22 protein-coding genes and 1 tRNA gene are annotated in these 24,732 nt (G+C 40.9%); 11 read left to right on the forward strand and 12 right to left on the reverse strand.

Annotated elements, in window-relative coordinates; genetic code table 11:
* Positions 1-3: 3 nt before the first annotated feature.
* Positions 4-1,566 (forward strand): hybrid sensor histidine kinase/response regulator, encoded by a 1,563-nt coding sequence (locus HUN01_RS17340; RefSeq protein ID WP_181932293.1) that lies wholly within the window; start codon positions 4-6, stop codon positions 1,564-1,566.
* 61 nt (positions 1,567-1,627) lie between these two features.
* Here the strand turns inward: HUN01_RS17340 and trhO are convergent, their stop codons facing one another.
* A complete protein-coding gene (gene trhO / locus HUN01_RS17345; protein ID WP_181932294.1) occupies positions 1,628-2,536 on the reverse strand; it encodes an oxygen-dependent tRNA uridine(34) hydroxylase TrhO in 909 nt (302 codons plus the stop codon).
* Positions 2,537-2,607: 71 nt separating this feature from the next.
* On the opposite strand from trhO, the gene HUN01_RS17350 reads away from it, so the two are divergent.
* Positions 2,608-2,680, forward strand: a tRNA-Ala gene (locus tag HUN01_RS17350).
* 171 nt (positions 2,681-2,851) lie between these two features.
* On the opposite strand, the gene HUN01_RS17355 is transcribed toward HUN01_RS17350, so the two are convergent.
* Positions 2,852-3,262, reverse strand: a complete 411-nt coding sequence (locus tag HUN01_RS17355) for a hypothetical protein (RefSeq protein WP_181932295.1) — start codon at positions 3,260-3,262, stop codon at positions 2,852-2,854.
* Between the two features lie 590 nt (positions 3,263-3,852).
* Between HUN01_RS17355 and HUN01_RS17360 the strand changes: the two genes are divergently transcribed.
* Both HUN01_RS17360 and HUN01_RS17365 read left to right on the forward strand, forming a co-directional pair.
* Positions 3,853-4,314: a DUF2127 domain-containing protein gene (locus HUN01_RS17360; protein ID WP_181932296.1), complete on the forward strand. Its 462-nt coding sequence runs from the start codon at positions 3,853-3,855 to the stop codon at positions 4,312-4,314.
* 113 nt (positions 4,315-4,427) lie between these two features.
* Positions 4,428-5,834, forward strand: a complete 1,407-nt coding sequence (locus HUN01_RS17365) for a lysophospholipid acyltransferase family protein (protein ID WP_181932297.1) — start codon at positions 4,428-4,430, stop codon at positions 5,832-5,834.
* A 172-nt stretch (positions 5,835-6,006) separates the two neighbouring features.
* Here HUN01_RS17365 and HUN01_RS17370 read toward each other — a convergent pair whose 3' ends face one another.
* The 5 genes from HUN01_RS17370 to rsmI form a co-directional block, all read right to left on the reverse strand.
* Positions 6,007-9,651 carry a response regulator gene (locus HUN01_RS17370; RefSeq protein ID WP_181932298.1) on the reverse strand — a complete coding sequence of 1,215 codons (3,645 nt, stop codon included), beginning with the start codon at positions 9,649-9,651 and terminating at the stop codon, positions 6,007-6,009.
* Between the two features lie 553 nt (positions 9,652-10,204).
* The gene (locus HUN01_RS17375) at positions 10,205-11,116 is read right to left on the reverse strand and encodes a hypothetical protein (protein ID WP_181932299.1); all 912 of its coding nucleotides are present in this window, start codon (positions 11,114-11,116) and stop codon (positions 10,205-10,207) included.
* Between the two features lie 54 nt (positions 11,117-11,170).
* Positions 11,171-11,449, reverse strand: coding sequence for a GlsB/YeaQ/YmgE family stress response membrane protein (locus HUN01_RS17380; RefSeq protein ID WP_181932300.1), 279 nt, complete (start codon positions 11,447-11,449; stop codon positions 11,171-11,173).
* 580 nt (positions 11,450-12,029) lie between these two features.
* A complete protein-coding gene (locus HUN01_RS17385; RefSeq protein ID WP_181932301.1) occupies positions 12,030-13,553 on the reverse strand; it encodes an ArnT family glycosyltransferase in 1,524 nt (507 codons plus the stop codon).
* Positions 13,554-13,699: 146 nt separating this feature from the next.
* Positions 13,700-14,560, reverse strand: coding sequence for a 16S rRNA (cytidine(1402)-2'-O)-methyltransferase (gene rsmI, locus HUN01_RS17390; RefSeq protein ID WP_181932302.1), 861 nt, complete (start codon positions 14,558-14,560; stop codon positions 13,700-13,702).
* Between the two features lie 120 nt (positions 14,561-14,680).
* On the opposite strand from rsmI, the gene HUN01_RS17395 reads away from it, so the two are divergent.
* The 6 genes from HUN01_RS17395 (at position 14,681) to HUN01_RS17415 (ending at position 18,655) form a co-directional block, all read left to right on the forward strand.
* A complete protein-coding gene (locus HUN01_RS17395; protein ID WP_181932303.1) occupies positions 14,681-15,577 on the forward strand; it encodes a sugar kinase in 897 nt (298 codons plus the stop codon).
* Positions 15,578-15,605: 28 nt separating this feature from the next.
* Positions 15,606-16,466, forward strand: a complete 861-nt coding sequence (locus HUN01_RS17400) for a 3'(2'),5'-bisphosphate nucleotidase CysQ family protein (protein ID WP_181932304.1) — start codon at positions 15,606-15,608, stop codon at positions 16,464-16,466.
* A gap of 14 nt (positions 16,467-16,480) precedes the next feature.
* Positions 16,481-16,612: a hypothetical protein gene (locus HUN01_RS36125; protein ID WP_257798474.1), complete on the forward strand. Its 132-nt coding sequence runs from the start codon at positions 16,481-16,483 to the stop codon at positions 16,610-16,612.
* A gap of 249 nt (positions 16,613-16,861) precedes the next feature.
* A complete protein-coding gene (locus tag HUN01_RS17405) occupies positions 16,862-17,173 on the forward strand; it encodes an RNA recognition motif domain-containing protein (RefSeq protein ID WP_181932305.1) in 312 nt (103 codons plus the stop codon).
* A 124-nt stretch (positions 17,174-17,297) separates the two neighbouring features.
* Positions 17,298-17,492: a 30S ribosomal protein S21 gene (gene rpsU / locus HUN01_RS17410; RefSeq protein WP_069073011.1), complete on the forward strand. Its 195-nt coding sequence runs from the start codon at positions 17,298-17,300 to the stop codon at positions 17,490-17,492.
* A gap of 440 nt (positions 17,493-17,932) precedes the next feature.
* Entirely contained in the window at positions 17,933-18,655 is a 723-nt protein-coding gene (locus HUN01_RS17415) for a hypothetical protein (protein WP_181932306.1), read from the forward strand.
* A gap of 107 nt (positions 18,656-18,762) precedes the next feature.
* Here the strand turns inward: HUN01_RS17415 and HUN01_RS17420 are convergent, their stop codons facing one another.
* From HUN01_RS17420 to psbA, 3 genes are all read right to left on the reverse strand, one after another.
* Positions 18,763-19,650 (reverse strand): hypothetical protein, encoded by an 888-nt coding sequence (locus HUN01_RS17420; RefSeq protein ID WP_181932307.1) that lies wholly within the window; start codon positions 19,648-19,650, stop codon positions 18,763-18,765.
* Between the two features lie 53 nt (positions 19,651-19,703).
* Complete coding sequence (locus tag HUN01_RS17425; RefSeq protein ID WP_181932308.1) at positions 19,704-20,213, reverse strand: hypothetical protein; 510 nt, start codon at positions 20,211-20,213, stop codon at positions 19,704-19,706.
* Between the two features lie 262 nt (positions 20,214-20,475).
* The gene (gene psbA, locus HUN01_RS17430) at positions 20,476-21,558 is read right to left on the reverse strand and encodes a photosystem II q(b) protein (protein WP_181932309.1); all 1,083 of its coding nucleotides are present in this window, start codon (positions 21,556-21,558) and stop codon (positions 20,476-20,478) included.
* A gap of 251 nt (positions 21,559-21,809) precedes the next feature.
* On the opposite strand from psbA, the gene HUN01_RS17435 reads away from it, so the two are divergent.
* Positions 21,810-22,172: a VOC family protein gene (locus HUN01_RS17435; RefSeq protein WP_181932310.1), complete on the forward strand. Its 363-nt coding sequence runs from the start codon at positions 21,810-21,812 to the stop codon at positions 22,170-22,172.
* Positions 22,173-22,223: 51 nt separating this feature from the next.
* Here HUN01_RS17435 and HUN01_RS17440 read toward each other — a convergent pair whose 3' ends face one another.
* Both HUN01_RS17440 and murG read right to left on the reverse strand, forming a co-directional pair.
* A complete protein-coding gene (locus HUN01_RS17440; protein ID WP_181932311.1) occupies positions 22,224-23,549 on the reverse strand; it encodes a hypothetical protein in 1,326 nt (441 codons plus the stop codon).
* Between the two features lie 38 nt (positions 23,550-23,587).
* A complete protein-coding gene (murG, locus tag HUN01_RS17445; protein WP_181932312.1) occupies positions 23,588-24,661 on the reverse strand; it encodes an undecaprenyldiphospho-muramoylpentapeptide beta-N-acetylglucosaminyltransferase in 1,074 nt (357 codons plus the stop codon).
* Positions 24,662-24,732 lie beyond the last annotated feature (71 nt).

Below are 24,732 nucleotides of genomic sequence, written 5' to 3' on the forward strand. Positions count from 1 at the left end.
CAAATGGGTCAAGCTAAGATTTTAGTCGTTGAAGATGAAGTGATTGTGGCTAGAACTATTGCTAGCCAACTCACTCAATTAGGATACATTGTTACGGGTACAGCTTCATCTGGAAAAGTTGCCATTGCCAAAGCATCGGCAACTCAACCAGAACTAGTATTAATGGATATTATTCTTAAAGGTGAGATGGATGGTATTGCTACCGCTAGTCAGATTCGTGAACAGTTAGATGTACCCATAATTTATTTAACTGCTTATGGTGACGACCATACTTTAGAAAGAGCCAAACTTACCCAACCATTCGGATACATTGTTAAACCATTTACTACAAAAGATTTAAGAATAGCGATCGAGATCGGTCTTTTAAAACACCAATTAGAACGAGAACTGCGAGAAAATCGAGATCAGTTAGCAACCCTTTTAAATTCGATGAGTGATGCTGTCATCGCTACCAATGAGCAGGGAGCAGTGACATTCATGAATCCCGCAGCTGAAGCGCTGACTGGCTGGCAGCAAAAAGATGCTTTAGGAAATGAGGCCACGAAAATTTTTCATATTGTCGATGAAGTTACAGAGACTACATTAGAAAACCCTGTGACAAAAGTGCTACGGGAGCAACAGGTTGTTTATTTAGGGGAATTCACATCCCTGATTACAAAAAACGGAAAAAGAATTCCAATTGGTGATAGTGCTTCACCACTGAAGCGAGGATCTGACCAGATAAATGGTGTAGTAGTTGTTTTCTGGGATCTTAGCGAACGACGCCAAACAAAATTGCTAGAGCAAGCATTGGAGAAGGAGCAAGAACTTAACCGTCTCAAGTCACTATTTATCTCTACAGTATCTCATGAGTTTCGTAATCCCCTAACTGTTATTCAAACAGCAGTAGAACTCATTGAAATGCAAGGAGCAAATTTGACAGATGCAAAAAGAGGCGTTTATTTAAAGCGAATTCAAGGTGCTGTGCAATCTATGGAAAAACTCATGGAAGAAGTGCTGTTTATGGGCCGAGCGGAAGCAGAAAAACTCATATACAACCCCGCCGGACTTAACTTAGAGAATTTTTGTCGAGAGTTAGTCGAAGATTTTTCTATTGTTGAAAGTAGGGTATGTGAAATTGTTTTTACCTGTCATAGCGAGAACACGTCTGCTGTAATGGATGAAGGACTCTTACATTACATGTTGATAAATCTACTCTCAAACGCGGTTAAATATTCTCCCAGAGGAGGCAACATTCAGCTTGATTTAATATGCGACCCGATTGAGAAAGTAGCAATTTTTTATATTCAAGATCAAGGTATGGGCATTCCCGAACCAGACCAAACTCGACTTTTTGAATCATTCTACCGAGCCTCAAATGTCCAATCAATTCAGGGTACTGGATTGGGGTTAGTAATCGTTAAAAGGTGCGTTGATGCTCATAGGGGTAAAATCAGTGTCACAAGTCAAGTTGGAGTTGGTACTAAATTTACAGTAATTTTGCCCTTAAATTCCGAATCATCCTTGATTGAAGCTATTAAAGAGGGAACGGAGAGTAATAGAAAAGAGGATTTAGACCCCACCTAAAACAGTCCGCACTTAGTTGCGTATTTATCTTACTCTCGGAGAGAGAACTCTTAATTATTCCCTATTCCCTATTCCCTATTCCCTGTTCCCTTTGGTAATGACGCCATTTTTCTTGTTGACGCGCTCTTTTCTCTTCGGTGAGGCTATCAAAACAATAGGGACAAGAGATACCTTGCTCATACTTTGGAGACACCTTATCTTCCTCAGAAATCGGACGCCCACAACAGAAGCACCGCTCACAACTCCCTTCTTCCAATCCATGACTAACAGCTACCCGCTCATCAAAGACAAAACATTCGCCTTGCCATAAACTTTCTTGTGCTGGAACTTCCTCCAAATACTTGAGAATGCCGCCTTTGAGATGATAGACTTCTGCAAAACCTTGGGCAAGCATGAAGGATGAGGCTTTTTCACAGCGAATGCCGCCTGTACAAAACAGAGCAACCTTTGTGTGTTTAGCTGGGTCGAGATGGTGACGCACATAATCGGGGAATTCTCGGAATGAGCCAGTTTGGGGATTTTCTGCGCCTTGGAAAGTACCGATATTCACCTCATAATCATTGCGGGTATCAATCACGGTTACTTCTGGATCAGAAATTAGATCATTCCATTCCTGGGGGCTGACATAAGTACCAACTTGCTCATTTGGGTCAATTTCCGGCAACCCTAAAGTGACAATTTCTGGCTTCAACCGCACCTTCATCCGCTCAAAGGGCGGAGTTTCGGCATAGGACTCTTTAGATTCTAGGTCTGCTAAACGGGGGTCAGAACGCAAAAACCAGAGAACTGAGTCAATGGACTGACGCGAACCTGCAATTGTACCGTTAATGCCCTCTTGTGCTAGCAAAATAGTCCCCTTGACATCTTGAGCTTGGCAGTAAGACAGCAGAGGAGCTCGTTTCTCGGCAAAATCTGGCAGCTTGACAAATTTATACAGTGCTGCAACCACTTGGATATTTTCTGGCTTCATCCCTTTGATAATGGAACAATATAAGTTACAATAGCAACGACAATCAAAGTTACCTACTATTTTAATTTTACGGGGGTTTAGCTCAGTTGGTAGAGCGCCTGCTTTGCAAGCAGGATGTCAGCGGTTCGAGTCCGCTAACCTCCATTAAAGATGTTTATTGAAGTGTGTGATGCCTACGGTAGCGATCGTTGACGCACATATCAGGGACTACCAAATAAAAACCCCATCACTATGAAGGAATGGGGTTTTTATTTGGTAGACAAGGGGAAAGGGAAGTTGGTATTGCATCCAATTGCCCCAATTTCAAAGTCGTACTTAGTTAGATAAGTCTCTGGATAAGGAGGTGAACTGTGACTTGACAGCACTAAGGTAATTTTGATCGTTCAAAATTTGTGGGGGTAATTTGTTAGCACTAATAGCAGCCTTAACTAAATCTTCCGCAACAATATTTCTGTTCTGGCGTTCAAAAATCAGATTTCCTCCACTCGGAATGCCCTGCTGCTCTAAACCACCTTGGTAAGCAAGAGAAACAAGATTGAAGGGTTGGAGATAACTAGTAGCAGTAGTAGAATTGACAGCAAGTTTGATTGGCTCATTCTTTACATCAGTGGTAATACTAGCACTGGCGTAATTGTTATTTGTGGCTGGTTGAGCGTTAGCAATTCCAGATGTGAGGGCAACAAAAGCAATAATAGCCGCAGAATTTATAAAAGTTGTAAGTTTCATCGAGTTATCCTTAAGTAGCTGGGGTTTAATTAATCTTTTTTACTCAAAGTGTTCCCTTTGTTATAAACTTTATTCTCCTATACTTAGCTCATCCGATCGGTTGAATTTTTTCTCACCCATTCGGGTGAAGTTATGAAGCTATCGGGAATAGTGTAGTCATAAACATTTAGGGAATTCCAAGTAATAAAATATCCCAATATTTCTTGTTGTAGTATGGACGTATCGACTGTCCTGTGAACTGGGCAAGGTTTCCATCCCACCCACAAGTAGTAGTCATGTATTGGTTGGGAAAAGTGGAAATATAGGGCGATTAAGTACTGCGACAATAAGCGTCTTAGTTAGCATCATCCAGAACCAGTTAATCAAAGTTGGACTTACTATAGAACTACTATTTTATTTTTGAAAAAATACCGTACATCTCAAAAAGCCTGATTGCCTATTGCCTGCCTATCGTGCTTCTCTGCGAGACGCTTCTTTACCAGAGGCTTGTCTGCGACACGCTCCGCGAATGCCAACGCGAACGCGCACCACACAAGTAAGTTCAAAAATCAAAGCGGATTCTGATATCTATATAATACTTAGGGGGTTGTTTGAAAAAGCGTCCATTGGGATTAGTAGCAATTGTTCTCTACAAATCATTTGCCGCTTTGCTGCTTATGGTTACTTCGATCGCTTTATTATTGACATTAAAAAATTATCAAACTCTAGAGGCTTTTTCAGAGAATTATGTTTTAGAAGGTAAATCGATGATTATTAATTGGCTTTTAAAGAAAGTTATTAACTTAAATCCTCGAACCTTGGCATTTAGCAGTATTGGAACAGGAATATATGCTATTGTTACTACTATTGAAGCCATTGGTTTATGGTACGAAAAACGTTGGGCACATGTCTTGGTATTGGGACTTGTCGGTATCAGTATTCCACCAGAGATTTATGAATTAATTCAGGGTATCTCTCCTATAAAAATGTTTATTTTTGTGTTGAACTTAGCAGTGTTTGGCTATTTATTCCGAAATTTTCCTAAACATCAAACCACTGCGCGGAGTCATTAGTTATTAGTCATTAGTCCAAGAGAAACACGCCCACTCTTTTAAGAAGCTCCAGGTTTACGCAAAACTAAGACCCCACGTTGTACAATCGCTAAAAATACAATCTGGAGAGCGACTTGCCTAGATCGATTCACTCTACTCAACCACCACTGAAATTTATTCCCCAACGATTGAACCCACTGGTACTCCAGATTGTTCGGTGGTTATTGCCGATCGCACTACGGTTTCGCACTCGCCCTTGGCTACCAGCTGGAATTGTCAAGATTGAAGCCACGAATGTTGAGGTATTAGCTGAACTTTATCAACAATTCCAGGCTGGAAAAATTCGTTTTTTGTTGGCATTTCGCCACCCAGAGGTGGAAGATCCCCTCTGTATGCTGTATTTGCTTTCTCGCATTGTGCCACAAGTCGCTCGTCAGGAAGGTATTACACTACAATCCCTGGTTCACAGCTATTTTCTTTATGACCGAGGTATGACGGTTTGGGCTGGAAAATGGCTAGGTTGGTTGTTCTCTCGACTGGGAGGTGTGCCGGTTCATCGCGGTAGGCGACTAGATAGGCAAGCTATTCAAACTGCACGAGAGTTGTTTGCTAATGGCGAATTACCGATCGCAGTGGCACCCGAAGGCGGTACTAATGGTCATAGTGGTATTGTTAGTCCACTGGAACCAGGTGTTGCTCAAATGGGGTTCTGGTGTGCAGAAGACTTGCAAAAAGCTAACCGGACTGAGACTGTGATCATTTTGCCGATCGCTATCCAATATCGTTACGCCGAGCCACCTTGGTCTAAACTAGATTGGCTGTTGAGTAAGTTGGAAGCTGATAGTGGCTTACCAGTAAAGGAAATTGATTCGGGTAATCGCGAAGAGATTTACTATCAACGCCTCTGTAGGTTAGCTGAATATCTGATTACCGAGATGGAAGAATTTTATCGTCGCTTCTATCATCAAGACATCCCAAAAACCATCTCAATTGATGAATCTGCTACTCCTAATCAGGTATTAATTGCCCGACTGCATCGCTTACTAGATAAGGCATTACAAGTTACCGAGGAATATTTTGGAGTTCAGGCGCAGGGTAATTTTATTGACCGCTGTCGCCGCTTGGAAGAAGCTGGCTGGAATTACATTTATCGGGAAGATTTGCCAGATATCAAGGCTTTAGCACCCTTTAAACGCGGTTTAGCAGACTGGATTGCAGAGGAAGCAGACTTGCGAATGCGGCACATGCGGATAGTGGAAAGTTTTGTTGCAGTCACAGCTACCTATATTCAGGAACAACCGACGACGGAACGGTTTGCGGAAACAGCTTTGCTTATTTTCGATATGCTTTCCCGAATTCAAGATACAACGCTTCCGGGGCGACCTCGGTTAGGTTTGCGACAGGCACAAATCACTGTGGGGGAGCCAATTTTAGTTACGGAACGCTTTCGCAATTGTCAGGGCGATCGCCTCGCGTCTAGACAAGCTGTGAGCGATTTGACAAAAGATTTACAGGTTGCTTTGGAGAAGATGATTAGTTGAAGGAGGCAGGAAGCAGGAAGCAGGACAATACGGTTCGGTTAAGGCTTTTTGATGAAAATTTTAGATCACAAAGATTCGATAATTTATCACAAAGACGCGATAAATCGCCGTCTCTACAATAATTGGTCTTTTGTAGAGACGGCGATTCATCGCGTCTTTTGCCTTAACTCTCTCACCGATACAGCCAAACCCGAAGTAGTGAAAGCAGTTGTTCAGTATCTACAGGTTTGGTGATGTAGTCAGATGCTCCAGCTTGGATGCACTTTTCCTTGTCGCCTGGCATAGCTTTGGCAGTTAAAGCAATTATTGGTAAGGAACGAAACTGTTGTTGCTGGCGGATGGCGCGGGTGGTTTCGTAACCATCCATTTCCGGCATCATGATATCCATTAAAACTATATTAATCTCAGGATTAGTTTGGAGCTTCTCTATGCCATCCCTGCCATTTTCGGCAAATAGCACTTGCATTTGATAGCTTTCTAAAAAGCTGGTGAGGGCAAAAATATTTCGCAGATCATCATCTACAATCAGAATTTTCCGATTAGCCAGCACCGGGTCAGTTTGATGTAGTTGCTCTAGCATTTGACGTTTTGGTGGCGGCAAATTTGCTTGTACCCGATGTAAGAATAGGGCAGTTTCGTCTAACAACCGCTCTGGCGATCGCACATTTTTAATGATAATTGTCTCTGCTAGCCCCCGCAGTTGGGTTTCTTCTTGGCGGCTGAGTTCTTTGCCGGTGTAAACGATAATCGGCAGTTTCAACAGCCTGGGTTCAAGTTTTATCTGCTCAATTAGTGTAAACCCGCTCATATCGGGCAAACCCAGATCCAACACCATACAATCAAAATGGTGCGATCGCAAAATCGAGAGGGCTTCTGCTCCCGTACCCACTGCTGTACTTTGAACATCGCCATTACCGATCAGTTCGATAATACTTTGGGCTTGTACGGGGTCATCTTCTACGATCAGGAGATTTTTTACCTGACGCTCAATAAAGCCTTTAATCTCAGTCAATACTTGAGTTAGCGCTTCTGGAGAAACAGGTTTTTGTAGATAGGTAATCGCCCCTAGATGTAATCCCCGTTGCTGTCTTTCATCAACAGAAAGTATGTGTACTGGTATATGTCTGGTATCTGGTCTATGCTTCAAACGATCCAGCACCGTCCAGCCATCCATCTCTGGCATGTGGATATCTAGCATAATCGCATTGGGTTTAAACTGTTGCGCGAGTGCTAGACCTTGTTTGCTGTGTAAGGCAACAATGGTTTTAAAGCCCTGCTCACGAGCCATATCTAGTAAGATGCGGGCGAATTTATCGTCATCCTCAATAATTAGTAAAACGCGATCGCCTGGTTGAATTATTTCCCGGTCATCTGGAATTTCGCTGGTGAAGGTAGTAAGTACTTTCGCTGATGCCGAAGTATCCACATTTGTGGATCTTTTTTCGGACATTGGCACTTCTTTTATGGTAGATGCCGTGCGAATAGAGGTAGTTGGCTCAGGGGGTGGTGTGGTGAGAGTATTTTTAGCATTCTTTTCCTGTCGCCTGGGTAAGTAGAGGGTAAAAGTACTTCCCTGCCCTGGTTGGCTGATTAGTTCAATTCTTCCTCCCAACAATTGAGCCAATTCGCGGCTGATGGACAAGCCTAAGCCAGTTCCCCCGTACTTGCGACTGGTGGTGCCGTCTGCTTGCTGAAATGCCTCGAAAATAATCTTCTGCTTCTCGGCTGGAATGCCTATACCCGTGTCGCTAACGGCAAAAGCAATCATAGAATTATCAACTTGGGCGGCCTCATCTGCCATGCTAATTTGTAACTTCACGCCTCCCTGTTCTGTAAACTTAAAAGCGTTAGCTAGAAGATTTTTCAGCACTTGTTGCAGGCGTTTGGAGTCGTTATAAATTGTTGGTGGTAACTTCTCATCCAATTCAACGGTAAAACTGAGTTCTTTATTGTGGGCAAGTTGCCGGAAAGTCTGCTCTAGAGATGTCTGCAAATCTACTAAACCAATTTGCTCAATATCGAGCAACATAGTACCCGACTCAATTTTTGCCAAATCTAGAATGTCATTAATTAACTCCAGCAAATCATTTCCAGCCGAGTAAATAGTCCGGCTGTACTCTACCTGTTTGTCGGTCAAGTTGTTAAGAGAGTTATCTGCTAGCAGCCTTGCTAAAATTAACAGGCTATTTAACGGTGTCCGCAGTTCGTGGGACATATTGGCGAGAAATTCTGACTTATATTTGGAAGACAACGCCAGTTGTTCAGCTTTTTCTTCCAAAGACTGTCTCGCCCGCTCAACTTCTTGGTTCTTGCGGGCAACTTCCCGATTTTGTACTTCTAACAATTCTGCTTTTTCTTCTAATTCCTCATTTAGTTGTTGCAATTCTTCGTTAGACTGCTTGACAAGAAATTGTGATTCTTCTAACTCGTGTGCCTGTTCTTCTAAGCGTTGATTGCTCTGTTGTAGTTCTTCTTGCTGGGTTTGCAGTTCCTCTGTTAAAGCAACAGATTCTTCAAGTAGTTGTTGGGTTTGGACTTGGGAAGCGATATTATTTAAAAATACACCGAGAATTTCACTCAATTGCTCTAAAAATTTCAGGTGCAACTCGTTAAAAGGCCCAAAAGAGGCAAGTTCAATTACGGCATTTACTTGCGTTTCAAATAGTATGGGCAACACAATAATATTTAGTGGTGGTGCTTCTCCCAAGCCAGAACTGATGCGGATATAGTCACTAGGAACTTCTGTGAGGAGGATTCTTTGTTTTTCGAGAGCGGATTGTCCTACTAGTCCTTCGCCCAAGCGAAACTGATTTGCCAAGTTTTTGCGGGCTTTATAAGCATAACTACTTAACAACTTCAGCATCGGCTGGTCGTTTATAGAGTCCATCACATAAAAAACGCCTTGGGATGCCCCAACTAATGGTGCTAAATGCGACAAGATTAGGCTAGATACACTTTCCAGATTTCGCTGTCCTTGGAGCATCTGGGTAAATTCAGCCAAGTTAGACTTTAGCCAGTTTTGCTCCTCATTTTTTCTAGTTGTGTTTTGCAGATTAACAATCATTTGGTTGAAGGTGCGCGTCAGCACACCAATTTCATCCTGGCGATCGCTATCTGGTAAACTTACCGATAAATCCCCATCCGCCATTTTTTCTGCCAAATCAGAAACTCGTTTCAGCGGTACTGAGATATGTCTGGTCAGGGAAAATCCAATTAAAGCTAAGATTACGGAAAATAAGGGAATACTATAGACAATACTGCCGAGCGTTTGCTGGGCAGCTGCTTGTGCCTTCTCAGAGCGCTGTTTCAGTAGTGCGCTCTCCTCAGTTTTCATCGCCTGAATAACTTTCTGGATTTGATCCATTAGCCGCTTACCCTCGTCTGTCAAAACAGCTTTTTGGGTAGCTTCTAAACCCTGGCTTTGCCGTATTTCAATGATATATTTCATTACAGCCATTCTCTGCGTTAGCAATGGCTGTAAAATATCAAGCCGATTTTGTTGGTTGGGGTTATCTGCTGTTAAATTTTGAAGTTCCTTAATTTTTTGATTTAGTGATTCAAGAGCAGCGTTATAAGGTTCTAAATAGCGCTTTTCTCCAGTAATAATGTAACCGCGTTGCCCAGTCTCAGCAGTTGTCAGTTGTAAGTTGAGGTCTTCAAGCTGACTCAACACCTCGTAGGTATGGTTTTCTTTGCGTGAAGTTTCAATTAACTCATTGGTGCTATGGTAGGAGATTAGACCAATAGTGGTCAGAGTGGCCAAACTCAGGGCAAAACTTATTCCAATCTTGGTTCCAATCTTCAAACGATTCAACATTATTCCAGGCAGGTATTCAAATCTTATAGAAATGGAAATAGGTTCAAAACCAGAAATGGGTAGGATTGGTTATGAAACTACTATTTTACTATTTGAAACAGATATTATTTTACTCGGAGACTACCATCTTGGCACTTAGATTTTATGTTGACATGATATTTTTATCAAAAAATCAACACCTATTTAATATACTATTGTGATGGTTAAACAAATTTCGTGCTTAACAAAAAGGCTGGATAGTAAAATAAAACAGCCGGATAGTAAAAATTAAGTTTATTAAATTTATTAAAATGCAATTTCTATAAATGCTAGCTAAATATAGCGGCTTTTGTGGTTTGATATTACATCAATGCCATTGTACATCACTATACAGATAAGCCTTAACCTCAGTTATCACAATGGATATTCTCGGAGAAGGGTAAGGTGTCATAAAGCAAACTATAGTTAAAAAATGTAATTTATTTTACAGAAAATATACTTATGCTATAAATTTTCAAAAATATGCACAATCACGATATATCATTAAACCTCTTGATATTAACTTGACGTTTAACTATAAGTTCGTAATAACCTGGCGATCGCTTCTAGACAAATCAAGTTCAGATTGGGTATAGATACTAAAATGTTGGATCTTGTTACTCTCTAAGATAGCTCTTGCACCTGCTATGTAGATATCAGTGCCTTTGATGACTACTAAGTAATGACCCAGAGTCACCTGATGCTCATAATATCTGGCTAGATCATCGGGAATTCCTAAAGTAGTATAGTTATCTTGGGAACTGCTAATATTTTCTTCAAAAATATCACTTAGATAGCTTGTATTTTGGGCAACTATTGATACTTGAGTCATGGGAAAGCCAGCGGTTCTCAGTTCAGTCAGCGCTCTTTTCGCATCTTGGTGAGTATAAAAAACACCAACTGCGTGTCTATAGCGGCTATTTGGGGTCGAGTATGGTTCAGAAACGCTCCACTGTTGAGTATCACAGCGATTAAAAATTCTCCTAGCAATACGAATTTCTATGTCTATGCCGGTTACTATCACCAAATAGTAACCCTTACAGACAAGATCACTGTAACCCTGTGCTTGATTTTCAGAAATCCCTAAACTTAGCAAAATACCAGGCAACCCACCTGTTAAAGTAGTAGCGATCGCTGTTACTTTGGCTCCGGCTAGCATGACTGAGCCTATACCAGGAATTGCCCAGAGAGCTAGACCGGACACTAAACCATCAAGATCGCCTAAAGTACTACTAGTAACGGCTCCAGCAGCGTTTTCTTCAGATGTATTGCCAGTGTGCCTTTTAACATCAACACCAGCAATATCACTTTGTACTTCTGCATTCCGTGCAATTACAGAAACTTTGTGCATTGGAAAATTAGAAGCTTTTAGTTCCTGAAGTACCAATTGTGCATCGGAACATCTAGCGAAAACTCCTATAGTTATTCGCTCTTTTTCTAATGTCATTTTATCGGTTTATTGCAGCTAGAAGTGATTCCCAAAACTGTTGATTTGAGCTAATTACACAGCTCGACGACTCAGTAAACCCCAAAGGAAAATCAGTAGCATAGCACCAAGAACAGCAAATAAGATGCTTCCTAGAGATAATGCTCCTACAGATGCAGCGGCTGCTGAACTACTACCTAGCAAAGCTTGACCCAAATAACCTCCAACTACGGCTCCAAGAATTCCTAATACAATTGTGGAGAGAATACCACCACCTTGAGTTCCTGGATAAAATAACTTAGCTAAGGCACCTGCAATTAAACCCAAAACCAGCCAAGCAATAATGTTAGTCATGTGAATTTCTCCTTCGTGAGAACCTACTTTGTTTACTTTTGACTATTTCATCTTAAAGTTTGCCTACAAAATTCCTGATCTATCTAGAGAACTAATATCAAAAATCTTTAGATATCATTTGAATATTCATTATGTCGTATTTAGGGATAAATATTAGGAACGATTAGGAATTCGATTGGATTCCTAATATTACTTGTATAAGAAATAACGCCAAATAAATATGTACTAAGTTTTTTAGCAATCCGATTTGATTTCTGAAAAAATCTAAGTATATGTAGGGGAGTGAGCCGCGTAGGTGGGTTTCCCGGCTTGAGCGGGACTGGCGTTGGGTTACGAAAGCCATAGAGAATTCGGAAGCTACTAGTACCGCAAGGCGGAATTAAAAATTAAAAATTAAAAATGAATACAGCATAAGGGTTTCGTTGATTTGGAATGATTGGTTTATTTCCGCCGTGTTGTACTAGCAATCCAATTGCTGTATTGGCTATACAAATGTCTATCGCTTGCTTACCGCAGAGGTTATCCTCTTTTTTTTTGTTATCAATTCTGTATTTTTTATTCTTCTTAAAAACTGTCTAATTTATGGTAATTTAGCGATAAAGTTCATAGAATCTTTGAGAGTGTTAGGATATTTATTGAGAAAGCTATTAACCTTTTGCTTTTGATTATCATCAACAACAAAATTATAGCTTTCCGCAAAATTAAAGCTTCCTACTAAATATTTAGCTCCTAAATTAACTCTATATAAGATATTTTCTTCAGTTACATCACTGTGGTTGACCAGCCATCCTTTCCGATGTGATAAATAGAGTAATGTTGGATCACTTCCGGTACTAGCAATTATTAGCGAATCAGGTTCAGTATTTTGTTTTACTTGCTCTGCCAGTTGAAAAACAGCCGATTTATCTATTCTTTCTTTGAACATATAATCAATACTATAGATGACAGAGCCAGCAGCTAAAGTTAGACATAGCAATACTACTATAATTTTCCTCTGATTCACTTTTTGAGCATTTTTATCGAAGTATTGACTACAAGCTTTACCCATAAATACCACTCCTGGGAGCATAAATTGGAGTTGGTAATATTCATGTACTAGACTAGTAACTGGTACTAAAATCCAAGTTAAAATTACTGAAACTAACCAAATATCTAATACATATTCTTTTGAACTTTTTCTAGTAGTGAACAATCCTAGTAAAAATATGGGTAAGCCAAAAATAGCAAAATGCCTAACAGCAGTTCTAAATAATATTTCTGTCCAAAAATGTAAAGTAAGTACAATATTGTAGTTATATCTATTTGTTGAGCCTGACCAAAAACCAAAAGTATTACCATATTCTAAAAATAGTTGATGAGCATGGTAATACCATAAAACTACAGATACTAAGATAAATATGCTATAAATCCACAGAGACAGTTGAGAAAAAACTCTGATCCCAAATTTAGTCCACGCTAAGTAAAAAAGTGGAATTCCTAAATATATTATTGGTAAAACTTTGATTAGACAAGCCAAAGCTACAAAGCTACCTGATAGCATTAAATCTCGCCATTTTTCTGATTCAAGCCAATTATTAAAATAGTATACGCCAAGAATTGAACACATCAGCAGCATAGACTCTGGCTGAAAAGTTCTACTATAATAAGTGTTTAAAGGTAAAATTATAAAAAATAAGCTAGACCAAAATGCAACTTTCTTATCTAGAATTTTGCTAACAAATTGATATAGAAAGTATGACGCTACCAAAAAACAAATAATTGATAATAGTCTACCCCAAAATTCTGAAACTCCAAAAACTTTGTAAATAAGAGCAACGATAAACGAATAAATTGGAAACTCGGTTTCACAATAGCCAGGAGAATTACCTCCCCAGTCAATTTGGGGATAAAATAAATTAAAACCATTTTCATAAAAATTTCTGGCAATTGCTGCTGTATCTGACTGACGCCAGGAGTGAATACCGATAATTGGCGAATTGATATTATAAATTCTGATAGCTATGGCTAGAGTTAACAAAAAAAAGATTGGCGATTTTTGGAAGCTGTTTTTAATAAGATTATTTTGCATAGAGCCAGTTTTTTGGAGAAATTCAGGTAGAGACACAGAAAATAAAAATCAGCGATTTGGTATTCAACAGGAAAGTTGCAATTGAGATATTAATCTTTTGAAGATGGTTTGATTAAAACAAGTAAGCAAGAAAATATTCAATTACTTACAAAACTGAAGTTTTAAAAAGCGGTATTAAATATTCAAGATTCAGGATTCAAGACTAAAGAAAGAGCTAGTTGATAGAGTTGGCGACGGGGAAGGGAGGTAAATTTTGCTAACTGACGGCTAGCTTGCGATCGCGATATTCCCTGACTAATTAACTGTCTCAATTCGGCTTTCAGTTCCTCTTGGGTCAATTGGGGCTGACTAGCTGGAATTCCTGCCACAACTAATGTATATTCACCTTGGGGTTCTCGTTGGTTGTAGTGAGCGATCGCATCGGCAATCGTCCCCCGCCAAAATTCTTCATACAATTTAGTCAACTCCCGTCCTAGCACAATTTGGCGATCGCTTCCCCAAACTTCTGCTAAGTCTCGCAAAGTATCTCGCAATCGATGGGGCGATTCATAGAAAATCAATGTCCGAGATTCTGTTTGCAGAGATTCTAAATGTTCTTGTCTCTGTTGAGTTTTAGCTGGGAGAAAGCCTTCAAAAACAAACCGATCCGTTGGTAATCCAGCTGCACTCAAAGCGGTAATTGCTGCACTAGCGCCAGGAATGGGAACTACTGGGATTCCCGCCTCAATACAGGCTTTCACCAGTTCATATCCCGGATCAGAAATACCTGGCATTCCAGCATCACTCACAAGAGCGATCGCTTTATTGTTGACTAAATGCTCTAATAACTCTGGGATGCGGCTGGTACGATTATGTTCGTGGTAACTCACCTGGGGAGTTTTAACTTGAAAATGCTGTAGCAGTTTCCCCGTGTGACGGGTGTCTTCGGCAGCAATGATATCAACAGTCTGCAAGATTCGCACCGCCCGAAAGGTTATATCTTCCAGATTGCCAATTGGAGTGCCGACAACATAAAGTGTTCCTGGTTTTGGATCAGTTTGCATGAGGGAGAATTAGGAGTTTGTAGAGACGCGATGAATCGCGTCTTTGCAGGAGGGACAGGAGAGACGCGATGAATCGCGTCTGTACAAGAATTACAAATAATTACAAAATATAAATGAGAAATGGATAATCCAAAATTCAAAATTCAAAATTCAAAATCGGATCGTGGGTTATTTGTAGGTTTAACAACCTTAGATTTAATCTACCTTGCTGACTCTCCTCCTCAGAATAATCAGAAGATTGTCGCTACTGACTATACTGTAGCGGCAGGGGGCCCAGCAACAAACGCAGCTGTAACTTTCAATTATTTAGGAAGTCAGGCTACAGTCTTGGGTATAGTGGGTTCTCACCCAATGACGCAGCTAATTCGAGGTGACTTGGCAAATTACAAAGTCGCGATCGCAGACCTTGAGCCTACCACTGATTTAGCACCGCCTGTTTCCTCAATCATTGTCACCCAAACCACAGGTGAACGAGCGGTGATTTCCATCAATGCTGTCAAAATTCAAGCCAGCACCGCATCTATCCCGGCAGATATTTTGCAAAATGTCGATATCGTCCTAATTGATGGACATCAGATGGGGGTTAGTTATTCCATAGCCCAAATGGCTAAAGCTAAGAATATCCCAGTAGTAATTGATGGTGGTAGTTGGAAGCCTGGATTTGAGCAAATTCTGCCATTTGTAGATTACGCCATCTGTTCAGCTAATTTTTATCCCCCGAACTGCCAGACTGGAGAAGACGTTTTTAGCTATTTGGGTGGATTTGACATTCCTCACATTGCCATTACCCACGGGCAAAAACCAATTGAATACTTGAGTTGCACTAAAACTGGTATCGTAGATGTGCCGCAGATTCAAGCAGTTGATACATTAGGGGCTGGAGATATTTTCCACGGTGCTTTCTGTCATTACATTTTAAGGGAAAGTTTTATTGATGCGCTGGCACTGGCAGCTAATATTGCTGCTGATTCCTGTAAATTTTTTGGCACCCGGCGCTGGATGAATTTAAAGGGCTGAGTAATAAAATTATAGAAGGCCAAATTTAATGAAAGACTTACAAGAAATATTAGCGATCGCTCGTGAGGTAGGTTGGGGCGCAGCAGATATACTGCGATCGTATTACCACGGCACTGCAAAAGACCCTAACTTAGAAGTTCAATATAAACAGAATGAGCCTGTTACCGTTGCCGATGTAGCTGTGAGTCAATACATTTTGCAAAAGCTACAAGCAGCTTTGGGTAATGAAGATTTTGCTTACATCAGTGAAGAAACTTATCAATCGCCAAGCACAGGCGCACAGTCTTCCGCCCCTTGGGTATGGATAATTGACCCTTTGGATGGTACACGAGACTTTATTGAAAAAACTGGAGACTATGCGGTTCACATTGCTTTAGTCAAGGAAACACGCCCAGTGTTGGCAGTGGTGGCAGTACCAGAGGCTGAAAAATTATATTACGCTACCAAAGGCGGGGGCACATTTGTAGAAACCCGTGGTGAATCTGTTCCTTTGCAAGTGTCATCAGGTAAAAGAGTTGAGGATTTAACCTTAGTTGTTAGTCGCTCTCACCGCAACCAACGCTTAGATTACTTACTACAACACTTACCCTGTCAAAATCATAAATCTGTGGGTAGTGTAGGCTGCAAAATCGCCACTATTGTCGAGCAACAGGCAGATATCTACATTTCTCTTTCTGGCAAGTCTGCGCCCAAAGATTGGGATATGGCAGCCCCAGAACTGATATTAACCGAAGCAGGTGGTAAATTTACCCACTTTGACGGCGCTCCGTTGCAGTATAACACCGGTGATATCAATCAATGGGGAGGTTTGTTCGCTAGTAATGGTGAATATCACGAATTACTGTGTAAGGAAGCAGAAGGGATTCTAGCGCAATTTGACCATAGCTAATAGGGTACTTGAGGATGAATGTTTTGGAATTTGCTTTTAAAACAGTTAGTTATGGTATGATTACCCCCACTGCCGATAATAATCTTTACCTCTTAGTCCACAGCTTAATTTTCAAAACACTAAATACCTGGGCGATCGCTACTTAATTCCGATTTCCTGTTAAAAGTGTAACTTTTATAGTACAAGCAACAAAAGCCAGCGAATGGAGAAGTCTGCAAACCTGTCCGAAAGGTCTGATTTGTCAATAAAATTCACTATAAGACGATATTCAAAGGCTGAAGGCTGTGCTACACTCATGGACATAAAGATTATTTTCGGTTGAGTAACCAGTTTTGATTTCTAAAAACCGTCTCTCCGAATTTAACTCTCTACACTCCCTGAATTCGGAGATTTCTATGTCAATTTACGTCGGGAACCTGTCCTATCAGGTTACAGAAGAGGACCTAAAGCAGGCTTTTGCAGAATACGGAACAGTAAATCGTGTTCAACTACCCACAGATCGGGAAACAGGCCGGCCGCGTGGGTTCGCTTTTGTGGAAATGGAATCAGACACACAAGAACAAGCTGCCATTGATGCACTTGATGGTGCTGAATGGATGGGACGTGACTTGAAAGTGAACAAAGCTAAACCTCGTGAGGAAAGAAGCGGTTCTCCTCGTGGTAGCTGGGGTGGCGGTAATGCCCGCCGCAACAATAATCGCTACTAAAGTCGATTCGTTAAAGTTTCACATTTAGAGTCTCCAGCAGATAAAGCCAAAGGCTCCACTCTGCTGGAATATTTTATTTGGTATCTAGTCTTGAACTATTCATCCACATTGAGGAGGAATGAGAATGACACAAGTAGTTTTAGGGGAGAATGAAGGTATTGAATCAGCGTTGAGAAGATTTAAGCGGGAAGTTTCTAAAGCAGGAATTTTCCAAGATATGAGAAAAAAGCGTCACTTCGAGACACCGATAGAAAAAGAGAAGCGTAAAGCAATTGCTAGGCACAAGCAACGTCGTCAACAACGTTCTCGCTTCAATTAAAAAGTCCAAGCAAATTTGCCCTTCGATTTGACATCTAGCCAGCATCTCTTCATTGTTGTCAAATCTCCGGAAAGCCACAAGTAATTACGCATAGATCAACATCAATCAATAAACAACACTGTTAGTAGTAGCGCTGTATTAATTTTCAGCGCTACTAGGCATAATTAAACATACAATAAAATCTTAGTTTGTAGTGAGCGATTCATCGCTCATAGAAGGGATTATCAGGACTAAAGTCCTCTCTGCGAGACGCTACGCGAACACTACAAACTTTAATTTATTTATGCCTACCTTGTACCTTATTCTACAAAGAAGCGCTATAGTTTGTTGAGTTCTACAAATAGAACTTGTAGCAATATAAATGTATCTATGTTCTTCTATACCGATAAAGTATTGTAAATATGGTGCGTCTGCAATAGTTGGCTCTGGATTTAAAAAAAATGTTACGACTTTATCATTTATTACTAGGTTCTATTTTGTTGGTGTCAATACCGCTGGGAGCCAAATTTGTTCTACCCCAATTTTCTCCACCCAAAGTCATAAAATCCTCTGCCGTTGCAAAACTTCCCAATCCGAAAGAGGGAAATATCTGGCAGAAAATCCTGGGAAATGCTACTGCTCCAACTAACTGGCAAGTTTCTGCTTGTGAGGGAAATGCACCCCTGTTGTGTGTCTCCTCTAAAGGGAAACGTTTGGGTACAGTTGAGATTAACATTTACCCACTAGCAAATAATGAGGATTTCCGAAATAAACTCGTAGCAGCGGGTATTCCAACTGCTTCCCAAGTGGACTACCAAAGTACCAAATACCAAACCCAGGTATTACCAGTACTTAAGACTTGGGTTGTAGATCACTACGCTGCGTTTGCGAAAGATCGTCAGAGTGAATATGGAAAAGAGATTAGTTTCTCAGCCTACCCACCGCAACCAGTACCCATTGGTAAGCTTCAGGGAATTCGCTATGGGTTCGCTGGACTTAAGGAACAAGGTGGAGTACAAGAGCAACACATAGGTCATGTTGCCTTTGATGGCAGTAAACTTTACGTAATTACCACTGCATTTGACACAGGTACGCAAACAGGTAAATTTGAAAAACTGGAAAACTTGGCTATTTTTCAACCTTACTTATATGCGATCGCATCTGATCTACGTTTACCCCAATAGGTCTTGGGTTAGGAGGTTACAGGTTACAGGTAATAGGGAATAGGGAATAGGGAATAATCTGTCCCCAGTCCCCTGTAACCTGTAACCTTCTTCAATCACCCATCAACCTAAATCTCAGCTACTGCTCGTTCAATCAAGCGATGTGCCAAAGTTTGCGTACCTGTGTGTTCATAATAATTTGTTGATACATCCAGGAACGCCGCAAGATAGTCTAACTTGTCATCAGCAACATCGACAAAACTTTGCAAATTGCTAACTACCTTTTGTGGCGTTAAATTATTGGCACTGACTAGTCCACTCATCCAACCTTTAACTGAGTCAAAGCTTTCGCCAATAAAGTTAAGCTTACTACTAGCATTGTTTCCTGGAATTACATCTTTGATGTTTTGGAAAGTCGAGTTTTGTTCTAACTCCTGTGGATTTGTTTGATTAATCCCGGATATTGCTTTGCTGATAAAGTCTGGGCCCAAAGGTATCAAACCATCAACACAAACTAATGCCACCATGCGGATGAGTGACTCACCACTATACTCACCTAGAGAGGCGACAAAATCCCCAATACTGTCTCCAGGAATGCCGTTAATTTGGCAGAAGGCTAATAACTCAGCCACTAATTTCAATGTCAGATCGATAGTTTGGGCTTTATCAGGTTTGGGAGTGACAGAGTTTAAAAAACCCAATAAAGGAATTTTCTCGCCAACTTTGTTAGCTAAAGCTGCTGCACCAAGCGCTCTATCTGTAGCATCAACAGTTTGATAAAGCCACAAAGCTGTTTGGTATCCTTGGGATTTGTCGTTGAATAGATAAATTGCTCTTTCGCCAATTTGCTGAATTAAATCTTCGTCGTCTTCGCCAGTGACAGTCTTAATGGTGTTGACAAAGCCAACAGGATTTTGCCACTGACCAGGAGCAACAAAATCGAGTGATTTTAACATAGAAACAGTCAAGCCGCCAGTTGGCAATTGATCAACCAACTCAACAATCGATTTGCCCATAAAAATCTCCTTATTTAGGTTTTGTTATCTGAATGGAATGTTTGTAGTGCAAATCATTTCAGTTTAGCCAGACCATCAAGATTAAAGTTCTCTAGCCAATCTGCGCGATCGCTAGCTGTAAATGACGGATCGCGAGAAAGTGCTTTTACTTGGTACTTTCCTACTAAAATTGCAGTTTGCGTCTTACCTACTTCTACTGCGGGATAACCGCCAATTTTTTTGGTACTATTCGAGAACTTTGCTGCTGCACTCGGTGTGCTGGTGGTATCAGAAATAGACAGCAACGCTATATCTTTACCGCCTTTTTTCAACTTCGCTTCCGCAAAGCCTTTTTTCTCTTGGGTATAGACGCGCTGGTAGCCATCACTAGCTTTTGGGAAAAATTTATTAAATTCGCTACCTTGAGTTGCTGTTTTAGCTACCGATTGACCTCTTTTTTGTTGAGTGCTTTCTTTTTGCGCTTGGTCAAAACGTCCAGGTGTTGTTGGCGCACAGGCTGTTGTCAGTAACATTACTGACAGCAACAAAGCAGCTACTACCCTCCGCCCACGATGTAAAATCATTCTCGACTTCTCCTTATACTTGAGCTTTGAGGCAATTATCAGCGCTGCAAGTAATTTTTACCCGTAAAATTTACTTTTTGATAATTATTGCCTCAATTTTCAACTATAGCGGTCTAATTTTGATTATCAATATTTTTGCACTTCAAAAAAATTTTTCAGTGGCATGTTCAACGTACCAACTAACCCAATAAAAAAACGCCCCCCTTTCGGGAGAGCGTCTTTTACTTATAGATAAGGATGAAGAGAGTATCTCAGATTATGATTAACCGTTGATAGCAGGAGCGGAAAGAGCTACAGGAGCAAAGTCACCAGCAGCTAAATCTAGAGGGAAGTTGTGAGCGTTACGCTCGTGCATTACTTCCATACCCAGGTTAGCGCGGTTGATTACATCTGCCCAAGTTGCAATCACACGACCTTCAGAGTCAATGATTGATTGGTTGAAGTTGAAACCGTTCAAGTTGAACGCCATTGTGCTTACACCCAAGGCGGTGAACCAAATTCCGATTACAGGCCATGCTGCTAAGAAGAAGTGCAGTGAACGGCTGTTGTTGAAAGAAGCGTATTGGAAGATTAGACGACCGAAGTAGCCGTGGGCTGCAACGATGTTGTAGGTTTCTTCTTCTTGACCGAATTTGTAACCGTAGTTTTGAGATTCGGTTTCGGTTGTTTCACGAACCAATGAAGAAGTTACTAGTGAACCGTGCATTGCAGAGAACAAGCTTCCGCCGAATACACCAGCTACACCTAGTTGGTGGAAGGGGTGCATCAAGATGTTGTGTTCTGCTTGGAACACGATCATGAAGTTGAATGTTCCTGAGATACCCAAAGGCATACCATCAGAGAAGGAACCTTGTCCGATTGGGTATACCAAGAAGACTGCGGTTGCAGCAGCAACTGGTGCGCTGTATGCGATCGCAATCCAAGGACGCATTCCTAAGCGGTAGGATAGTTCCCATTCACGACCCATGTAGCAGAATACGCCAATCAGGAAGTGGAAAACTACCAATTGGTAAGGACCGCCGTTGTACAACCACTCATCTAAGGAAGCTGCTTCCCAGATTGGGTAGAAGTGCAAGCCGATAGCGTTGGAGGAAGGTACTACTGCACCGGAGATGATGTTGTTTCCGTAAATTAATGAACCTGCTACTGGTTCGCGGATACCATCGATGTCTACGGGAGGAGCGGCGATGAAGGCGATTACGAAGCAAGCGGTAGCGGCTAGCAAGGTTGGAATCATTACTACGCCGAACCAACCGATGTAAATCCGGTTGTTAGTGCTGGTGATCCATTCGCAGAATCTATCCCATACGTTGGCGCTTTCGCGACGTTGTAAGGTTGTTGTCATTGTTTTATAAGTGCGGTTAGTTATTTATAAATCAGGCTCGTTTGTCTTTGCCTGTGGAACTACTTTACACTGCTTTACAATTTGTAATCAAGTTTTATTACTTCAGTAAACCTGATGCGAGTTATTAGTTTTGCTTATTTAAGTCTCTGGTGTTAGCGCCCAAAAGATAAAATAGAAAGGAACATTATTGTTATTAACTCTGAATAAAGAGTTGATGTTGATTATTACCAAAATTAGGAGGGGAGGTGTGCATGACAATTACTCTAAATCACACCATAGTGCCCGCACATGAGAAAGAAGCATCAGCAAGGTTCTTTGCAAAAATTTTTGGCTTAGAGGTCGAGGTTCCCGTTGGTCACTTTGCTGCTGTACATATTAATGATGTGCTGACGCTAGACTTCGCTGACGCTGAAACATTCGAGTCGCATCATTATGCGTTCCATGTCAGCGATGAGGAATTTGATGCAATTTTTACACGCATTAAAGAGGCGGGTATTGAATACAGTAGTGACCCGATGCATCAAAATAAAGGACAAATTAACCACAGGAAGGAAGGTCGGGGTTTCTATTTCTATGATCCCAATGGTCATAACTTAGAACTGTTGACCAAATAATTACTAATTCGTAATACTTGCTACAAACGAGTATTACGAATTTTTAATGCATTACTTCTTTACTAAAAAATATGCTGTAGCATACTCAGGCAATTGGCTGATATTCTGGCTAAATTCTTTTTGACTCTTAAAAATACCTGCTAAAAAATCGAGTTGATAAAGATTGGGTAAAAAGGCTCCACCTGTATCAGCCATGACTCCCATTTGCAGATGTTTGCGACCACCTTTAGTATGCTCAATAATAATCACTTTACCTAAACCAATATTCAGCACATCTCCAGCAAAGGTTACTCCTGGTTTAATGGAGATTTTTGCATCTATTTTGTATCCATAGCCTTTAATGGCATCAACCTCTCTAAAATACCAATAACGCTTTTGTGCTGTTGCTTTCAATCCGCGAATATAAGACATTCCATTATTTCTATCTACATTAAAAAATGCCTTATAACCATCTGTAAAGTTAATCAGAACTGTTCCTTGCATCAGTGCCTCTTCTAAGCCAGTTCTGGTTAAATAAGCGAGACTTTGAACTTTGCCAAATTCTTTACCACCTGGTTCGTAAATACCAGACAAAACATCTTGCTTTGTATATTTAGTGTAGAATTTATCAGTAATTGAGTTTTCTTTTAGGCTATAAATCGGTGTATTATAAGTAGAGGTTTTCTTGCGAGAACCAGTGTGAGTAAATACAGCATACTTGGTAATTCGTAATTGCTTTTGTTTTTTGTTTTTTGGGTTATGGGCAGTCCATTTTATAACTCTAAAATTGTTATTAATAAACTTCGGGTCTTGTAACCGAGTCGCTCGATTATTAGCAATGTCTTCCTTTAAAACAACAATCATGAAGTCCAAAGTTTTGAGAACATCTGGTACAGTAACTCCTTGAGTAGCAAGTATTCCTGTACGCAGAATATCTGGATCTTTTGAACCATGATCTTGAAAATATTTTCTAGTATTAACGAGAACGGTTAATAAATCTCCTTGATTAAAATTAACTTTACTACTGGGCAGTTTGACTGGAGTAACAACCTGGCTGCCATTAATGCTAAATTTATATTTTTTGAATTCATCGACAACTGGATAGGGTGCAGATGCCGCCAACAAATCCTGCTGAGATGAAAAAGTGTTTTCTTGACCTATAATTTCATCAGATGTTTGTTGACTAACAAAAGGATTTTGAAAGCTTGAGGTAAGTGAATCAGCAGCCTGATTTGAGGTCAGGGAAATCTGTGATTGAAGTGGGGCAGAATTTTCTTGTTGAGTAAAAGACTGATCTTCTTGGTCTTGGGTATATAGATGGCTACTGGCCAAACTGACAAGTAATAAGGCAGCACAACCTACTGTGAAGCGAAATTTTTGGCTGGATAACATATTCATAACTTGGAAAATAAATTTCTAATACTCAATAATCAAGGTTATGTTTCTATCACTTCACGCACTAATTGCGCCAATTTTTCAGCACTATCGGGAACTGCGATCGCTTTGGCTTTTTCCCCCATTTTTGCTAACTCATCCGGTGACTGCAACAAATTCAACACATTATTTTGCAATACTTCAGTCGTCAACTCCGATTGCTTCAGTGTTAACGCCGCCCCAGCTTTTGTAAATACGTCTGCATTGTAAGATTGATGGTCTTCTGCGGCAAAGGGGTAAGGAATCAAAATCGCTGGTGTTCCACACACTGCCAATTCTGTCAAGCTACCCGCGCCAGAACGACTAATAGCAAGAGTTGCTCGTTGCAACAAGTCCGCCATATTGTTGTAGAAAGGTAAAGCTATGTACTGTGGATGTTTGAGACTATCTGCTTCCTCGTCGCGATCGCCAGTTAAATGTACTATGTAAGCACCAGCATCAAACCAAGCTTTTGCAGATTCACGCACCAACTTATTGACCGCAACTGCACCCTGGCTACCACCAAAGACGACAATTAAAGGAACACCATCAGGAATAGCTAAATCCAGCGGTGCATCAATTGCCCCATCCAGAAATTGCCCTCTTACGGGAGTGCCAACGCAGACATTTTTAGCACGGGGCAAATACTTAGCAGCTACTTCAAATCCCAAAGCTACCGCACTACACCAAGGGCCAAAAAAGCGAGTTACTTTTCCTGGTAAGGCGTTAGATTCGTGGAAAACCACAGGTAAACCAAGAGAACGCGCCGCAATCACTGCTGGCCCGGCAATGTAACCCCCCGTGGTAAACACCCCTTGAAAATTTCCCTGTTTGAGAATTCGTCTAACTTCTAGAATCGCAAGGGCGAGTTTAGCCAAAATCCGAATCGAGGAGAGTCCAAACCCTTGCTGAAACCCTTCAACTGCAATAGTATTCAAGGGATACTCTTGAGGAACAAGTTGAGTTTCGAGCCGATTGGGTACTCCCAGCCATTCTATTTGATAATCTGGCAGTTTTTGTGCCAGTGCGATCGCTGGAAACAAATGTCCACCAGTCCCACTGGCAGCTATTAATAATCGTATCGGTGCGTTTGCCATCAAACCTCTACCGTTTAGCGTCTAGCTTAACTAAGATAAAACAATTTCCTTACTTTCTCTAATCAAATCAG

This window comes from Nostoc edaphicum CCNP1411, from assembly GCF_014023275.1.
GTDB lineage: Bacteria > Cyanobacteriota > Cyanobacteriia > Cyanobacteriales > Nostocaceae > Nostoc > Nostoc edaphicum_A.

Coding starts and splice junctions, on each gene's coding strand:
- HUN01_RS17340 (WP_181932293.1), top strand. CDS start 4: ATGGGTCAAGCTAAGATTTTAGTCGTTGAAGATGAAGTGATTGTGGCT.
- trhO (WP_181932294.1), bottom strand. CDS start 2,536: ATGAAGCCAGAAAATATCCAAGTGGTTGCAGCACTGTATAAATTTGTC.
- HUN01_RS17355 (WP_181932295.1), bottom strand. CDS start 3,262: ATGAAACTTACAACTTTTATAAATTCTGCGGCTATTATTGCTTTTGTT.
- HUN01_RS17370 (WP_181932298.1), bottom strand. CDS start 9,651: ATGTTGAATCGTTTGAAGATTGGAACCAAGATTGGAATAAGTTTTGCC.
- HUN01_RS17375 (WP_181932299.1), bottom strand. CDS start 11,116: ATGACATTAGAAAAAGAGCGAATAACTATAGGAGTTTTCGCTAGATGT.
- HUN01_RS17380 (WP_181932300.1), bottom strand. CDS start 11,449: ATGACTAACATTATTGCTTGGCTGGTTTTGGGTTTAATTGCAGGTGCC.
- rsmI (WP_181932302.1), bottom strand. CDS start 14,560: ATGCAAACTGATCCAAAACCAGGAACACTTTATGTTGTCGGCACTCCA.
- HUN01_RS17395 (WP_181932303.1), top strand. CDS start 14,681: ATGGATAATCCAAAATTCAAAATTCAAAATTCAAAATCGGATCGTGGG.
- HUN01_RS17400 (WP_181932304.1), top strand. CDS start 15,606: ATGAAAGACTTACAAGAAATATTAGCGATCGCTCGTGAGGTAGGTTGG.
- HUN01_RS36125 (WP_257798474.1), top strand. CDS start 16,481: ATGAATGTTTTGGAATTTGCTTTTAAAACAGTTAGTTATGGTATGATT.
- HUN01_RS17405 (WP_181932305.1), top strand. CDS start 16,862: ATGTCAATTTACGTCGGGAACCTGTCCTATCAGGTTACAGAAGAGGAC.
- rpsU (WP_069073011.1), top strand. CDS start 17,298: ATGACACAAGTAGTTTTAGGGGAGAATGAAGGTATTGAATCAGCGTTG.
- HUN01_RS17415 (WP_181932306.1), top strand. CDS start 17,933: ATGTTACGACTTTATCATTTATTACTAGGTTCTATTTTGTTGGTGTCA.
- HUN01_RS17420 (WP_181932307.1), bottom strand. CDS start 19,650: ATGGGCAAATCGATTGTTGAGTTGGTTGATCAATTGCCAACTGGCGGC.
- HUN01_RS17425 (WP_181932308.1), bottom strand. CDS start 20,213: ATGATTTTACATCGTGGGCGGAGGGTAGTAGCTGCTTTGTTGCTGTCA.
- psbA (WP_181932309.1), bottom strand. CDS start 21,558: ATGACAACAACCTTACAACGTCGCGAAAGCGCCAACGTATGGGATAGA.
- HUN01_RS17435 (WP_181932310.1), top strand. CDS start 21,810: ATGACAATTACTCTAAATCACACCATAGTGCCCGCACATGAGAAAGAA.
- HUN01_RS17440 (WP_181932311.1), bottom strand. CDS start 23,549: ATGAATATGTTATCCAGCCAAAAATTTCGCTTCACAGTAGGTTGTGCT.
- murG (WP_181932312.1), bottom strand. CDS start 24,661: ATGGCAAACGCACCGATACGATTATTAATAGCTGCCAGTGGGACTGGT.